The sequence below is a fragment of the Thermodesulfobacterium commune DSM 2178 genome, from assembly GCF_000734015.1.
Taxonomy (GTDB): Bacteria; Desulfobacterota; Thermodesulfobacteria; order Thermodesulfobacteriales; family Thermodesulfobacteriaceae; genus Thermodesulfobacterium; species Thermodesulfobacterium commune.
The window spans coordinates 621,378-637,040 of the sequence record NZ_CP008796.1 but is presented as its reverse complement, the minus strand read 5'-3'; the positions used below and the strand labels follow the sequence as shown (position 1 = coordinate 637,040).

The 15,663-nt window shown below is 34.9% G+C and carries 16 protein-coding genes and 2 tRNA genes; 8 read left to right on the top strand and 10 right to left on the bottom strand.

All coding sequences use genetic code 11. From position 1 onward, the window contains the following. Positions 1–30 precede the first annotated feature (30 nt). A complete protein-coding gene (locus HL41_RS09955) occupies positions 31–225 on the top strand; it encodes a transporter associated domain-containing protein (RefSeq protein ID WP_081856530.1) in 195 nt (64 codons plus the stop codon). Here the strand turns inward: HL41_RS09955 and HL41_RS03210 are convergent. The 10 genes from HL41_RS03210 to HL41_RS03165 form a co-directional block, all read right to left on the bottom strand. Beyond that, entirely contained in the window at positions 211–813 is a 603-nt protein-coding gene (locus HL41_RS03210) for a hypothetical protein (protein ID WP_038061790.1), read from the bottom strand. The two genes, HL41_RS09955 and HL41_RS03210, sit on opposite strands and share 15 nt — an antisense overlap. Next, positions 806–2,392 (bottom strand): tetratricopeptide repeat protein, encoded by a 1,587-nt coding sequence (locus HL41_RS03205; RefSeq protein ID WP_038061793.1) that lies wholly within the window; start codon positions 2,390–2,392, stop codon positions 806–808. Before HL41_RS03205 ends, HL41_RS03210 begins: the two co-directional genes overlap by 8 nt. Next, positions 2,352–3,305, bottom strand: coding sequence for a sigma-70 family RNA polymerase sigma factor (locus tag HL41_RS03200; RefSeq protein WP_038061796.1), 954 nt, complete (start codon positions 3,303–3,305; stop codon positions 2,352–2,354). Before HL41_RS03200 ends, HL41_RS03205 begins: the two co-directional genes overlap by 41 nt. Positions 3,306–3,357: 52 nt before the next feature. After that, complete coding sequence (locus HL41_RS03195; RefSeq protein ID WP_235181311.1) at positions 3,358–4,026, bottom strand: 7-carboxy-7-deazaguanine synthase QueE; 669 nt, start codon at positions 4,024–4,026, stop codon at positions 3,358–3,360. Further along, complete coding sequence (gene queD, locus HL41_RS03190; protein WP_038061891.1) at positions 3,986–4,360, bottom strand: 6-carboxytetrahydropterin synthase QueD; 375 nt, start codon at positions 4,358–4,360, stop codon at positions 3,986–3,988. Before queD ends, HL41_RS03195 begins: the two co-directional genes overlap by 41 nt. Before the next feature lie 24 nt (positions 4,361–4,384). Then, positions 4,385–4,456: transfer RNA gene (locus HL41_RS03185), tRNA-Cys, on the bottom strand. Between the two features lie 9 nt (positions 4,457–4,465). Next, positions 4,466–4,672, bottom strand: a complete 207-nt coding sequence (locus HL41_RS03180) for an amphi-Trp domain-containing protein (protein WP_038061802.1) — start codon at positions 4,670–4,672, stop codon at positions 4,466–4,468. 27 nt (positions 4,673–4,699) lie between these two features. Continuing rightward, positions 4,700–4,773 (bottom strand) — tRNA-Met (locus HL41_RS03175). 69 nt (positions 4,774–4,842) lie between these two features. Further along, positions 4,843–5,460 (bottom strand): sulfurtransferase-like selenium metabolism protein YedF, encoded by a 618-nt coding sequence (yedF, locus tag HL41_RS03170; protein ID WP_051754466.1) that lies wholly within the window; start codon positions 5,458–5,460, stop codon positions 4,843–4,845. Positions 5,461–5,557: 97 nt separating this feature from the next. Next, positions 5,558–6,352: a glycosyltransferase family 9 protein gene (locus tag HL41_RS03165; protein WP_038061805.1), complete on the bottom strand. Its 795-nt coding sequence runs from the start codon at positions 6,350–6,352 to the stop codon at positions 5,558–5,560. 99 nt (positions 6,353–6,451) lie between these two features. On the opposite strand from HL41_RS03165, the gene HL41_RS03160 reads away from it, so the two are divergent. From HL41_RS03160 to HL41_RS03130, 7 genes are all read left to right on the top strand, one after another. Then, positions 6,452–7,582, top strand: a complete 1,131-nt coding sequence (locus HL41_RS03160; protein WP_038061808.1) for a DegT/DnrJ/EryC1/StrS family aminotransferase — start codon at positions 6,452–6,454, stop codon at positions 7,580–7,582. 2 nt (positions 7,583–7,584) lie between these two features. Further along, complete coding sequence (locus tag HL41_RS03155) at positions 7,585–8,364, top strand: sugar phosphate isomerase/epimerase family protein (RefSeq protein ID WP_038061811.1); 780 nt, start codon at positions 7,585–7,587, stop codon at positions 8,362–8,364. Continuing rightward, a complete protein-coding gene (locus HL41_RS08990) occupies positions 8,339–9,535 on the top strand; it encodes a lytic transglycosylase domain-containing protein (protein ID WP_051754465.1) in 1,197 nt (398 codons plus the stop codon). Before HL41_RS03155 ends, HL41_RS08990 begins: the two co-directional genes overlap by 26 nt. 81 nt (positions 9,536–9,616) lie before the next feature. Then, positions 9,617–11,698, top strand: coding sequence for an STT3 domain-containing protein (locus HL41_RS03145; protein WP_038061814.1), 2,082 nt, complete (start codon positions 9,617–9,619; stop codon positions 11,696–11,698). A 14-nt stretch (positions 11,699–11,712) separates the two neighbouring features. Beyond that, positions 11,713–12,054 carry a cupin domain-containing protein gene (locus tag HL41_RS03140; protein WP_038061817.1) on the top strand — a complete coding sequence of 114 codons (342 nt, stop codon included), beginning with the start codon at positions 11,713–11,715 and terminating at the stop codon, positions 12,052–12,054. 18 nt (positions 12,055–12,072) lie between these two features. Continuing rightward, positions 12,073–12,960, top strand: coding sequence for an acetylglutamate kinase (argB, locus tag HL41_RS03135; RefSeq protein WP_038061819.1), 888 nt, complete (start codon positions 12,073–12,075; stop codon positions 12,958–12,960). A 51-nt stretch (positions 12,961–13,011) separates the two neighbouring features. Further along, the gene (locus HL41_RS03130) at positions 13,012–15,660 is read left to right on the top strand and encodes a valine--tRNA ligase (protein ID WP_200870718.1); all 2,649 of its coding nucleotides are present in this window, start codon (positions 13,012–13,014) and stop codon (positions 15,658–15,660) included. Positions 15,661–15,663: the final 3 nt, after the last annotated feature.

Genomic DNA, 15,663 nt, shown 5'->3' with positions numbered 1-15,663 from the left:
TCTAAAATATTTTATTAAAAGACACAATTTATATTCTACTCCCCAGGAGATTATGAGACTTTAAATGGTTTTATTTATTCTGTTACAGGAAAAATTCCAGGAGAAGGGGAGGTAATTTATTATGATAATTTAGAAATTAAAATTTTAAAGGCTAGTCCCCAAACGGTCGAAGAAGTTTTGATAAAAATTAGACCTATCAAAAAGGAAAAATCAAAACTGAATTAATTCTTTTTGAGCCTCTTTTTCTAAAAGTTTTTGATACAACGCAGGGTCCCAAAGGAGTTTGTTTACAGAGTTTAAACTTCTAAACTTCCAAGATACTTCAAAACCTTTCACTTCAAACTTAACTTTTCCTTGTCCAGAATTTTTGTCAAAACTATATTTTATAATACCATGATTAGGAACTTCCCATGTTTTTTCCTGTTCTTTTATTCCCAAAAAATGTTGAGGAAGGTCTTTAGGATTAAAACCTTTAGAAAAAGAAATAACCAGTATTTTTTGATGGTATATGTCGTATATTTTTATTTGTTCTTTTTCCTCTGTATTCCAAACCAAAACCCCTAAAGTTGTCCCAAAGGGGTCTTTTAGCCTTAGATAAAAAAACTTAGCACTTAACTGAAAATCTCCGTAAACTGTATTAATTTCTTGTTTTTCTCTTTGATTAATCTCTATCGTAATCCATACGTTCCCGGTGTAGATGCTATCAGATAGGGTTTCAGACAAAAAATAGACAGGTTTTTTACTACAAGCAACCAAGAAAAAGGGTAAGTGTAACCAAAAGATAACTTTAGTTAGAGCAGAAGCTTTATTCACAACCTAAGGTTTTTATTTTATTTTTTATCCTTTCAGTATCTCTGAGATGAAAGGAGGCATTTAGGGCTCTTTTATAAAGATTACAAGCCTTTGATGTTTCCTTTTTCACTACCAACAGGTCAGCTAAATGCTCTAGGATAACAGCTTCTTCCTCAGATAAGTTGTTTACTGCCTTTTCTAAATACTGGTAAGCGAGGTCAATTTTCCCCATTTTATAATAACACCAGCCTAAACTATCAAGGATGTAAGGGTCATTAGGCTTAAACTGTAAGGCTTTTAGAAGTAGTTTTTCTGCCTCTTCAAGATTTTTCCCTAATTCTACATAACTATATCCCACAAAATTTAAAACATGAGGATTTTCTGGCATTTTACTTAACCATGGAAGCGTAAGGTCTAAGACCTTTTGATAGTTTTCTAAACAGGCATAGTTAGAGGCTAAACTAAGGATTATCTCTAATTCATCTGGATATAATTTGAAGGCTTCTTCTCCATATTGCACCCCTTTTTCACAAAGATCTAAGGCCTCAGCTGAGCTTATCAACAGCTTATACCATGATTTATCTTTTTTGGTTTTTTCTTCTAAGGTTTTGAAATAATCTAAAGCTTGTTTTCTATCCTTTTTTCTCAAGATTAAAACTATTCTCTTAGAAGCCTCTAATCCCCATTCATTCTTAGGCAAAATTTTTTTATAAATTTCCAAAGCCTCGTCTATTTTCTTTTGATTCTCTAAACAAAATCCTAAGAAAAAAAGCATTTCAGGTTTATCTTTTAGACCTTCTGGAATGTCTTTGAGAAGTTTTTCAGAGTTTTGCCAGTCTCCTTTTTCTACATAAAAACCTAACAAGAGCTTGATAAGGTTCTCATCTGTAGGATATTTTTGAATAAGCACCTTTAAAATCTCTTCTAACTGTTGGTCTTCTTTATTTTCTTCTAAAAATTTTAGGAGTTCAATCAAAATCATTCTGTTATCAGAAGAATTTTTTAAAGCATTTAGATAAGCTTCTTTAGCTTCTTTCAGTCTCTTTAATTCCTTTAAAACCCTACCTTTAAACAACCAAGCAACATAGTTATTAGGGTCTATTTTTAGTAATTTTTCTAAGTGAGATAAAGCAGAATTCCAGTCTTTTTTTTCAAGATAAATGTTTATCAATAAACTTAAAATCTCTTCATTTTTAGGTTCTTTTTCCAGGAGGTTTTCAAGTAGGTTAGCTGCCTTATAAGGTCTATCTTCAAAAAGATAAATTTTGGCTAAAATTAAGGTAAGTTCTTTTTCATCGGGATACTCAGAAAGAAGATTTTTAGCTAAACTCTCTGCCTGTTTAAACTTTTTGTTTTGAAGATAGTATAAAATTAACTGTTTTTGTAGATAAAGGCTTTTTTTGTCAAGTTTTATGGCTTTTTTTAGATATTGTTCTGTTTTTTCTGGGTTTTCCTGTCTTAAGGCTAAAAGAAAGTAGTAATAAGCTAAGCCTTTGTGATTAGAAGCAAAGGAGCAGGCAGGAATAAAAAGACAGAAGAGAACAAATATCAGAGATAAACTAAAGATTTTCTGGAAGTGCCAGGGTGTAGTATTGAACATCAGGTAGCCTCTCTTCAAGAAATTTTTTAAGGTTTTTAATAACTTTTTCTTCTATTTGTCTAACCCTTTCCTTAGAAATCCCTAACTTTTGAGAAAGTTCATTCAAAGTTTTAGGGTTTTCGGTAAATAGTCTTTCGTGAAAGATAACATAATCTTTGCCAGACAGCGTTTGGGCAAACTCTTTTAAAAGCTTTTTAAACTTTGAAAGCATTTCTTCTTTGGCATAGATTTCTTCCGGAGTAGGTCTATGATCTTTAAGAAAACTGGCTAAGGTATCTTCAGAGTCGTACCCTATCGGTGCTTCAAGACTTAGGTCTTGAGAAAACATTCTCTGTTCCATTTCTTCTACTTCTTTTTCTTTAACTCCTAAACGTTTAGCTATCTCTACAGAAGTTGGCTCAAAACCTAAGGCTGCAAGTTTTTCTTTTTCCTTGCGAAGTTTATAAAATAATTTTCTTTGAGCTTGTGTAGTTCCCATTTTAACAAGTTTCCAATTATCCATAATGTATTTAAGAATGTAAGCTTTTATCCAGAAAGAGGCATAATAAGAAAATTTAACCCCTTTATAAGGGTCAAATTTTTTTACCGCTTGAAGTAACCCAAGATTACCCTCTTGGATAAGGTCTAAGAAGTTGTGAGCCCAAAATTTCTGAAATTCTAAGGCTATTTTTACCACTAATTTAAGATTTGAGACCACCAATTTATAAGCTAATCGAGGGTCCTTAGTTTCATAATAAGCTTTAGCTATCTGTTCTTCTTCCTCTCTGGTAAGTACCGGATATTTACTGATTTCTTTCAGATATTTTTGGAGAGGGTCAAATTTAGCGGGGAGACTTTCTTCGACGATTGCGGGAAGTTGAGATAAAACTTCGGTTGTTTCTTGTTCTAAGACATTTAAATCTTGTTCTTTCATAGTGATTATTTTAACACAAAAAAATAAAATCTACAATTTAAATCGTATAGATTTATTTTAAGTTTAAAAGTTTGTGCAGTTGAATTTGTAATCTTATAGGTAGTTTAACTTCTAAAAGCCAGTTCGCCAGTTCTTTAGGAGAAAGCTTTTCAAATACCGGAGAAAAATACACTTGGGTTTTAGAGATAAGGTCAAAAGTTTTAATTTTATCTAAAGCAAACTCGAAATCTTTTCTGTCTTGTATTACAAACTTTATGACGTCCTTTGAGCTAAGAAAGTCGATGTTTTCATATAGATTGTGGTCTGCCATTCCAGAAGAGGGAGTTTTTAGGTCCATAACTTTAATCACTTGAGGAGGAAGGTGCTTAAGAGAGAGGCTTCCGTTGGTTTCTATGCAAACTATACATTTTTTATTCAAAAACCTATCTATTAAAGGATAGACTTCTGGTTGAAGCAAGGGTTCACCACCTGTGATAGCGATGTAGGGGATTGAAGAATAGTGGTTTTCCCATAACTTAATTATCTCTTCTAAGGTTATGCTTTGGTATTTATCACTTTCTCTTGCATAAAGGGTATCACACCATGTACATTTTAGGTTACACCCAAAAAGTCTTACAAAAAACGTAGGATAACCTGCAAAAGGACCTTCCCCTTGGATAGAGAAAAAGGTCTCAGAGATTTTAAGGTTCAAAGTAGGTGGCACAGGCCTTTTCTGTTTCAAAAACAGTTACTTCTTTAATCTTTAAGTTTGTATATAAAGAAAGTTTTTTCTTGAGGTCTTGAAAGATATATTGGGCAATCCTTTCAGATGAAGGGTTAACCTCCAAAAAATAGGGGAGGTCGTTTAAAAGACGATGGTCTAAGCTTTTCAAAGTTTCTTTTAGGGCTTTTTTTAGCTCTTTGAAATCGATGAGCATATCAAGCTCGTTTAAACGTTCTCCTTCTACTACCACCTCTACCTTCCAATTATGTCCATGAAGTTTTTCACATGGACCTTCGTAGTTTCTTAAGAAGTGGGCTGAAGAAAAAGAATCTTGTACTTTTAATCTGAACATAATTAAAAGTGATATAAAAAGTAAAGGCGGCGCGGGGATTCGAACCCCGGATTCACGGCTTTGCAGGCCGTCGCCTTACCGCTTGGCTACGCCGCCAGCTAAAACTTAACTCCTCCAAGTAAACTCTATTTCAAATTCTTTTTTGTCTTCTTTAACCTTATACTTCAGTTCACATTCAAAATTGGCAGGCAAATCTATTTCCACCTGTTCAATCTTTACCTTACCTTGTTCTACTTCCTCGGCAATTTGCCTAAGAAGCTGGGCTGCTTCTTGAGGAGTGGCAATCTTTTTTACCTCAATCTTATCCTTCATAGCCTTTCCTCAAGGGATTTAATTTAGTGGCGGCGGAGGGACTCGAACCCCCAACCCTGTGGATATGAGCCACATGCTCTAACCTGTTGAGCTACGCCGCCATATTTAACAAGTTTTTTATATTATTTAAACATCTTTACCAAGGTTGTCAAGGCCTTTTTAGAGGTAATTTAACCTATCCAAACGGTTTTTTTGAAATAAAACATCCCTTCTAAGTAGATGTCTGTGCCACCTCTTTTCCCGACTTTGAGTTGATCTTCTAAACCATAGTATTTTAAACAGGTACCACAAGAATAGATTTCAACCCCTTTTTTCTCAATCTCATTTAGTAAAGATATTATTTCTTCGTCCTTTGTAGTTAAAAATACCCCTTTGTTCATAAAAAACATTCTGTCTGGTAAAAGGTTTTGTACAAGCATGGTCTCAAAAAAGCCTTTTATCAATATCTTACCTAAAGCCTCATCTTTACCGATTACATCATTGGTTAGAATAACAAAAAGCTCTTTTTTTTCTAAATTTGTTTCGCATGAAAAATGAGCAAGCTCTTCATCTTTTACCTTTACTTCAGAACCTTTTTTTTCTACCACCAATAAAATTTCTTCTCCTTTTTCTACCTCAGAAATGATTTTGTGTCCCTGGGAATTTAAAAATTTTTTTACATTATTAGCTGACGTTTGACTATCTAAAACTATCTGAAAAACCTCTCCCTCTTCTAAACTTTCTAAAAAATCTTTTGTTTGAATAACAGGTTGAGGACAGGGAAGCCCTTTTACATCTAACGTTTTCATCATATGCCCCCTTTTAAAATTTTTTCAAATTTCTAAGTTTAACACCTTAGCCTAAACCATCTAATAGAAAAAATAAATAAAATTATTTTAAAAATCCCTATAAAACTACCTTTTCTAAAAATTTGAAAAACAAATTTTGAGGCTCTAAGCAAGGCCTTTCAGAACAGGTCTTAGGAAAACAAGGACTACATTTTAACCCTAAGGTTATGACGGTATGTTTAGGGCCTATCGGACGCCATACAATATGGTCTGTGGGGCCAAAAAAGATAAAACTTTTTACTCCTAAATAACTTGCCAAGTGTGATATCCCACTGTCAAGCCCTATAAACCCTCGAGCGGTTTTTAAAGCCTTAGCTAAAACCTCAATGTCCTCTACTTCCCAAAAATTTGAGGTAAAATCCTTTATCCACTTGTCAGCCTCTCCTACTATGTAAATATAGTCAAATTTTTTTTCTTTTAAAAATTTTTCTATCATCGAAAAAAGCAAAAAATCAGGGATTTTTTTAGAGGAACCACTTCCTGGATGAAGAACTACCTTGTTTTTTAGTATGCTTTCAGTTGATCCTTCGACAGGTAAAATTTGAGAAAACTTTTTAGGTAGGTTTAAACAACTAAAGTAATAGTCTACCAGCCATATCCTTTCTGAAGGGAAAGGGTCGAACCCTTCTGTTTTAGAGAAGAAAATTTTTAAATCATAGGGTTGGTTTAACACCTGCGGATAAAGGTCCTCATAGATCTCGTCTACCCATCCTACTTTTTGAGCTAACTGATAATAGGCTTTAACCCCTATGACAGTTATTTTATAACCTTGACTTTTTAAAACCTCAAGAACCGGAAACGTAAGAAGGGTATCACCTAATCCTCCTCTCCGGTAAAAAAGTAACCTTTTCATTAAGTAAAGTCAAGATTTTTGGGATTGTTTAGTCAAGGGTTGTTTAATTTAATCAGATAAAGTATAATAACTAAGATTTTTAAGTAAAGGGGAGAAAAAATGGAGATTCCTTTTTTGGACCTGAAAAGAGGATATCAAAAATATGGACAAGAGATAGAGAAAGAAGTTATTAACGTTTTAAGAAGTGGGGTTTATTTGAATGGACCTTATACAAAAGAAATAGAAAGAACTTTAGCTTCTTTTTTAGATATTCCTTATGCTATAGGAGTTTCTTCAGGGACAGAGGGGTTATACTTAATACTCAAGGCCTTAGACCTACCTCAGGGAAGTTATGTGTTAGTACCATCTTTTACTTTTATTGCTACTTCTGAGGTAGTAGTACGGGCTGGACTTATTCCTTATTTTGTTGACATAGAAGAATCTAACTTTAATGTTTCCTTAGAAACGTTAAAAGAGGCTTATCTTTATCTTACGAAACGAGGTAAAAAGGTCTCTGGAGCTATAGTAGTAAGTTTATTTGGTATTCCTGCTGATTTAGAAAGGATTGAAGTGTTTTGCCAAGAAAAAGGGATTTTACTTATAGAAGACATTTGCCAGGCCTTTGGGGCTAAGATACTTGATAGATATGTTGGAACCTTTGGGGTTGCTTCTGCCACTTCTTTTTATCCTACCAAACCTCTTTCCACCTTTGGAGATGGCGGGATGGTTTTTACTGCAGACGAAGGGATAGAAAAGAGGGTTAGAATTTTAAAAGAACATGGACAGACCAAACCTTATTTTTATGAATATCACGGTATAAACGGAAGAATAGATGAAATCCATTGTGCTATTTTGCTTGTAAAATTCAAATATTTTAAGGAAGAATTAGAACTCAGAAAAAAATATGCTTTAGCTTATATAAAAGGATTGCAAGATCTTGAGCCTGAGCTTTTTCTACCTAAAATTCCTAAAACCTATACCCCAAGCTGGTCTCTTTTTACTGTAAGGACTCCTTATAGAAAGGACCTACAGGAATTTCTTAAGGAAAAAGGGGTCGCAACCAGGATTTATTATGAACATCCTTTACATCTGCAACCAGTTTATCAAGATTTAGGTTTTAAGAAAGGTATGCTTCCTGTGACCGAAAAAGTTGCCCAAGAAGTTTTAAGCCTTCCGTTTTTCCCATATCTAACCTCAGAAGAAATAGACTATGTAGTCTACTGGGTAAGAGAATTTTTTAAAAGAGGATAAAAATGAGACCGTTGGTTTTTGTTTCCATTCCTTTTAACCTTTTAAAAGAAAAGTATCTTTCTTTAGTTTTAGAGAATAGAATAAACGTAGAAGTATCTTTAAACGCTTTTTCTTTGGATAATTACTCTTACCATACCTTTAAAGAAGTTGCTAACTTGATTAAGGAAGAAGGGCTTTTAACTACCGTTCATCTGCCTTTTATAGACCTTTCTATAGGGTCTGTTGACCTGTGGATAAGAGAGGTTAGCCTGAAAAGGATTTTTCTTGCCATTGAAAGGGCCTCTCTTTTCCAACCCTTAAACCTTGTTCTTCATTCTGGTTATTCCTATAATTATCACGAATTAAAAGAAGAATGGCGTTCTATATTTATAGAAAATTTAAATAAATTATTGGAATTTATCCAGGAAGAAAGGTTGTCTCTATCTTTAGAAAATGTTTATGAACCTACTCCTGAGTTTATGTTACCTATTTTTGAAGCTTTTTCCAGAAGGGTTGGCTGGTGTTTTGACCCAGCACATGCAAGGGTGTTTTCTAAAAAGGACGAACTTGATTGGTTAGACATCCTTTATCCATATCTGAAAGAAATTCATTGCCATGATAACTTAGGGGAAGAAGACGACCATTTAGCCTTAGGGAAAGGGGTATTGAAGTTTAACGCCATTTTTAAGTTTTTAAAGGAGAAAAAGATAGTTCCAATCTTGACTTCAGAAGCTCACAACGAGGAAGATACCTATCTAAACTTGAAGGTTCTAACCGATGAAGGGGAAAAATTACAAGAGTAAAAGGTTTAAAGTAGTTATTAGGTGGTTTTCAACCATAGTTTTAATGGTTTTTCTTGGGTTAAGCTGGAATTTACCTGCTTTTCCTCAAAATATCAACCCACAAGAGGAAGAGGTTTATGAAGTTTTAGAAGAACTTCCTCCTAAGGTTATCAAAAATTTACCTCAAGACATAAACGATCAAGTAGCTTATTTTATAAAATATTTTACCAAGGATAAAAGGGAAGTTACTGAAAGATGGCTTAAACGCTGTAGTCCTTATCTTCCTTATTTTAAAACTATCTTTAGAGAGTATGGAGTCCCTGAGGATCTTGTTTATCTTGCTTTTATAGAGAGTGGTTGTAATCCCTTTGCGATTTCAAGGGCAGGGGCGGTTGGAATCTGGCAATTTATGGAAAAAACCGGTAGATTTTACGGATTAAAAATAGACTACTGGGTAGATGAGCGAAAAGATTTTATCAAGTCTACCCATGCGGCAGCGCGTTATTTGAAAAGACTCTATGATATCTTCGGAGACTGGAGGCCTGCGGTAGCAAGCTATAACCTTGGAGAAGGTAGGCTTTTAAGGATTTTAAGGGCTAAAAACTTTATAGATTATTGGCAACTATTAAACTCAGGTAGCCTCCCTTTAGAGACAGCGGCTTATCTCCCTCAGTGGATGGCTATTACCTTTATCATTAAAAATCCCCAAAAATACGGATTTCAACCCTTAGAGCCTAAGGCTTTGGAATATGAAGAGATGGAGGTTAACGGAGGGGTTGACCTTAAGGTATTTGCTGTAGCTGGACAGATAACCTATGACCTGCTTTTGATGATGAACGCAGAGCTTAGAAGACAGATAACACCACCGGGTAAACCCTATTTACTCAAAGTTCCTCAAGACAAAAAAAAGGAAATACAGGCTAACCTAAATCGTCTAAAATTAAAGTTGATAGAAAAAACAACTACAGACGGAACTTTTTATATCGTAACCCTTGCTAATTCTGAATTGTCAGAAAAAGATTTAATTTTAGAAAACTCAACTCAAAATCAATCTTTGTCCATCACACGAAATAAACAACCTCGAAAGGTTTCCAAGAAGTCTAAACAAATCAAGTCTTCTAAAGAAAATTCTAATAAAAAGAAAAAAGCCAAATCTACCTCTCAACATACCAAAAAATCGAAAAAAAGATGATATAAACAAACAAGTTCTTGTTTTTCACAAATTTTTTAATATAATTTTTATCAGTTTATCAACTTATCTTGGGGAGTTAAAATGGATAAATTTTTAAAGATTTACTATCCCTTTTTGTTGCTATTCGTTGTTGTTTTCTGGGGACTTTATATAAGATTTGAAGACAAAAATTTTTGGCACTCTAATCAAGCCCTTTTTTACTACAAAGATAAGCCTATTTACAGCGAATATGATTCTTTCTATTTTGCGAGGTTAGCTGAAGACATCAAACAGGGGGTTTTCAGAACTGGAGAGATAGACCACTATCGAGTATTCCCAGATAATTCATCTTCAGCCAAACTGGATGAAAAAAACGTATTTTATGCTAAATATCAGGTACCTGGTGTTTTTATTAGTGTGACCTGGGCTTATCTTTCAAAATGGTTTAATCTTTCTCTTGAGACTTTAACTTTTTATCTAATCCCAATTTTAGCTGTTTCGGTAGTGCTTCCACTTTTCTTTTATTTTAAAGACCTTGGATGTGCCTATGCAGGTTTGCTCGGGGGGTTGGTAGCCATTGCTTCTCCTATGTATTGGGGAAGGACCAATCTCATGAGGTTGGACCAGGATGTTCTTAATCTCACCCTACCTTTTTTAGCAGCTTATTTTTTTTATAAGTTTTTTTCATCCGTTAAAAACAGGGTAAAGTATTTATGGATTAGCCTTGCCTCTCTGGTAGCTCTTTTCTATTATCTTTGGTACGGTCATCCTAATCTGTGTTTTGTGTTGATTTTTATGTTTCTGATAAGATATCTATGGGATAAAAAGCTAAAACTCACGAAGGAAGATTATCTTTATTTAGCTATCCTAATTGTTCCTCAAATCTGGTATATCTACGAAGGCCCTTACCATCTTTTTATACAGGTAAAAACCCTTGTTTTTAACATCAAAACTACCACCAGCGCAGAACAACTTTTTAAAGATTTTCCCAATGTTTTTATGTCTATCTCTGAGTTGCAAAGAGAAAGCTTTGATAAAGTTCTTGAAACAGCTGTTTATAGTCCTATATTAGGGATTTTAGGAATTATAGGGGTAATTTTATGCTTTGGTTATTATTTTAAAAACTTATTCTTTCTACTTCCTTTCTTAGGGATTGGGTTTTTATCTTTTGTCTCAGGTGCAAGGTTTATCATGTATCTCTCGCCTTTTATAGGGATTGGGATAGGTTTTTTGGTACATTTTCTTTTTGAAAAAGCCCTTGGGTATTTAGACCTTTTTAAGCAAAAGGAAAAACAGGTTATTATAGTAAACCTTATAGGAAGTTTGTTTTTAGGTTTGGTATTTCTTGTACAGAAACCAGTAATAAGTTGGGCAAGCTATCCTAAGGTTTTTAGCCCTATCGTAAAAGATATGGATTATCTAAAACAAAGAACTCCTCAAGGTTCGGCTATATGGACTTGGTGGGACTATGGTTATGCTTTTCAGTATTATTCAAGAAGACCCACATTTCATGATGGAGGTTCACAGGCTTCTCCTAAGACTTATTTTATTGCAAGAAGCTTTACTACCAGCGACCCAAAAGAAGCCTGGTTCATTACCTCTTTTATTACTAACTATGGGTTAAAAGGGATTGCCGAAGAATTAAAAAAGGGGATATCCGCCAAAGAACTGGTTAAAAAGGTTCAAGAAGGATACTTTAGTAAAGACATAAAACATCCTGTTTATTGGGTTTTTACCGAAGACTTGATACCCAAATTTGCCTGGATTCATTATTTTGGTAGCTATGATTTTGATAAAAAACAGGGAATTCATGGAAACATCATAGCTCCTGAAAAATGCTCTATGACCACAGCCAACGTGCTTGATTGCCAGGATATAGGCGCTAAATTAGACCTAAATGTAGGAGTTGTCACTGCTGGTAACCAGAGTATTCCTATTAGAAAGTTAGTTGTAAAAGACCCTAAAGGAATGATAGAAAAGAAATTTTTTGAAAATGGAGTAATAGTTGAGATAGTAAAGTTTAAAGAGAATCACGCCGCCCTTTTTATCCTTAATCCTATGTTAGCTGAAACCTTATTTAATAAGATGTATCTTCTTAGAAGTTATGATCCTGCTTATTTTGAGTTGGTGTTAGATGATTTTCCTCATATGGTAGTTTATAAAGTAAAAGAAAAAATACAGTAATGAAGGAGGGGCAGATGGGAGTTAAAATTAACATAGCTGATGTTGAGATGAAACCTCATCCTAAGTTTGATGGGGTAAAAATAGGTTTTGTGGTTACCAAAGACGTATGTTGTGAAGCAAGTATAACCATTCTTGAAATTCCTGGTGAAACAGAACTCCCTATACATACCCACGAAAAAGAGGCTGATACCATCTTTGTGCTTCAAGGAGAAGGAGAAATTTTTATTAATGGAAAGTGGGAACCTATCAAGGCTGGAGATATCGTAACCATACTTCCTAAAGAGGAGCATGGTTTAAAAGTAAAAGGAGAAGTTCCTATGAGATGTTACATTATTCATGCCCCTGCTCTTTGGTAAGGAGGAGGAGTTTATATTATGGAAATATTAGAAAAGGCAAAGATACTTATCTCGGCTTTACCTTATTTTAGAGAGTTTTATAAAAAAATCATGGTTATTAAATATGGCGGTCATGCCATGGTAGATCCATCTCTTAAACAAAACTTTGCTCAGGACATTGCTTTGATGAAATATGTAGGGATTTGTCCTGTGATAGTCCATGGAGGAGGACCTCAGATTAATCAAGTTATGGAACGGATGGGGTTAAAACCTGTGTTTATAGAAGGGCAGAGGGTTACAGATGAAGAAACCATGAACGTGGTTGAGATGGTGCTGGTAGGGACGGTGAACAAAAACATCGTGAGTTTGTTAAACCGAGCTGGAGTAAAGGCAGTAGGACTTTCTGGAAGAGACGGAGAGCTTATCGTTGCAGAAAAAATGAAGGTTTATAAATACAGAGGGGAAGATAGACCTCCAGAAATCATAGACATAGGAAGAGTAGGGAAAGTAAAAGAGGTTAATCCTCAGATCCTTTTTACTTTGATAGAAAATGATTTTATTCCGGTTATTGCTCCAGTAGGAATAGGACCCGACGGAGAGGCTTATAACATAAACGCAGATTTAGTGGCAGGAGCCTTGGCTGTTGCTCTTAAAGCCGAAAAATTGGTTTACCTTTCTGATGTAGAAGGAGTTAAGGATGAAAAAGGGAACTTAATTTCTACATTAACCATAAAAGATATAGACCGATTGATAGAAACAGGTATCGCAAAAGGAGGTATGATCCCTAAGTTAAAGAGTGCCAAAAAGGCTTTAACAGGGGGGGTCAAGAAGGTACATATCATAGACGGAAGAGTGCCTCATAGCTTAATCATAGAACTTTTTACCGACGAAGGTGTAGGGACTCAGGTAGTTTTTACTGAACAATAGTAATTGGGTTGGTAAGACTATAGAAGAAAACGAGAAAAGGAGGGAAGGGCTTTGATCGAGTTGAACCTTGACAAAAGTTATGATCCTAAAAAAGTAGAAAACAAATGGTATAAAGTATGGGAAGAGAAAGGGTATTTTGAACCATCTTTTGACAAGAATAAACCAAAATTTTCTATAGTTATCCCTCCTCCAAACGTAACAGGGGTTTTACATATAGGTCATGCCTTAAACAACACCATACAAGATGTGTTAGCACGTTATAAAAGAATGGATGGATACGATGTTTTATGGGTTCCGGGGACTGACCATGCAGGAATAGCTACCCAAAACGTGGTAGAGAAAGAAATCGCTAAAGAAGGTTTGACCAGACAAGCCTTAGGAAGGGAGAAATTTATAGAAAGGGTTTGGCAATGGAAAGAAAGATGTGGAAACATCATCATAGACCAGTTGAAAAAGTTAGGGGCAAGTTGTAGTTGGTCATACCAAAGGTTTACGATGGACGAAGGTCTTTCGAGGGCAGTTAAAGAGGTTTTTGTAAACCTTTGGAAAGAAGGTCTTATCTATCGGGGGGATTATATCATAAATTGGTGCCCTCGTTGTGGCACTGCTCTTGCTGATTTAGAGGTAGAGATGAGAGAAACTCAGGGAAAACTCTGGTACTTAAAGTATCCTTTAGAAGATGGTAGTGGTTTTGTGGTGGTAGCAACCACCAGACCTGAGACCATGTTAGGGGATACCGCGGTTGCTGTAAATCCTGACGACGAAAGATATAAAGGATTAATCGGTAAGTTTTTGGTTCTTCCTTTAATAAAAAGAAAAATACCGATAATAGCAGACAAGGCAGTAGACCCTGAATTTGGAACAGGTGCGGTAAAGGTTACTCCAGCTCATGATTTTGCTGACTTTGAAATGGCAAAAAGACACAACCTGCCTTTAATAAAGGTAATAGGTGAAGATGGTTTTATGACAGAAGAAGCTGGGCCTTATAAAGGACTAGAAAGATATGAAGCGAGAAAAAAGGTATTGGAGGATTTAAAAACTCAGGGGTTTCTTGAAAAAGAGGAAGATTATAAGCTTATACTAGGACACTGTTATAGATGTGATACGGTAATAGAGCCTTTGGTTTCTAAACAGTGGTTTGTGGCTACCAAACCTTTGGCTCAACCTGCTATAGCAGCTGTAGAGTATGGGTTTATAAAGTTTATACCAGAAAACTGGACGAATCTTTATTTTGATTGGATGAGAAACATAAGAGATTGGTGTATCTCTCGTCAAATATGGTGGGGACATCGTATACCTGTGTGGTATTGTAAAGACTGTGGGGAAACCATCGTCAGTAAGGAAGAACTCGTAGAAAAATGTCCTGTTTGTAATTCTGAAAAGGTTTATCAAGATGAAGATGTTCTTGATACCTGGTTTTCTTCAGCTCTTTGGCCTTTTTCTACGATGGGATGGCCTGAAAAAACAGAAACTTTAACCACTTTTTATCCCACCTCTGTCTTGGTTACCAGTTTTGATATCATTTTCTTTTGGGTAGCTCGTATGATCATGATGGGAATTCATTTTATGGGGCAAATACCTTTCCAAAAAGTTTACATACATGCTTTGGTTAGGGATGAAAAAGGTCAAAAGATGAGTAAAAGCAGGGGGAATGTGATAGACCCCTTGGTAATGATAGAAAAATATGGGGCAGATGCCCTAAGGTTTACCCTGATAGCCCTTGCTGCTCAAGGTAGGGATATAAAGCTATCTGAGGCAAGGATTGAGGGGTTTAAACATTTTATCAACAAGATATGGAACGCAAGTAGGTTTGTCCTTATGAACATTGAAAAAGAGTCCGCTGAAGTAGAAATAGAACCAGCCAAACTTCCTTTGTGGCACAAATGGATACTTTCTGAACTTCAGAGAACGGTTAAAAAGGTCAGAGAAAAACTGGAAGAATTTGAGTTTGATCAGGCAGCTATGGAGGTTTATTACTTTTTCTGGGGTAAATTTTGCGATTGGTTTTTAGAAGTAGCCAAAGTTTACCTTAGAAAAGAAGAAACAAAACTTCAAACGCAAAAGGTATTGTTAGAGGTGTTAACCACTTGTCTAAAATTACTTCATCCTTTTATTCCTTTTGTTACTGAAGAGATTTGGGCTCACTTGCCAAAAAAAGATACAGAACATATAATAAAAACTAATTATCCTGTTTTTAAAGAAGATTTGATAGATGAGTTAGCAGAAAAAAGAGTTCAATTTTTACAGGAATTAACGGTTGGGATAAGAAATATTAAAGCAGAATACGGTCTTACGGCTAAGACAGATCTAGAAGTTTTTTATCATTGTTCTGAAGATCAATATTTAAATCTTTTATCTCAAGAAAAAGAGGTAATAGAGTTTTTGGCTAAGGTAAAGAAAATCGAGGGCGTAAAACAACATATTAAAAGTAAAGGAGAAGTATCCTATATTTTATCTAAAGGGGAAGTTTTAATAAACTTAGAAAACCTTATAGATTTAGAAAAAGAGTTGCAAAGGTTAACCAAAGAAAAGGAAAAACTTGAGTCTAAGTTAAAACAAATAGAAAAAAAACTTAACAACCAGGAATTTTTAGAAAAAGCACCTAAGGAGGTAGTGGAAAAAGAAAGAGGAACCTATCAAGAGCTTATGGATAGGCTTAAAGTCGTCTTGCGTTATATAGAAGACCTGCAAAAAAACTGAAAA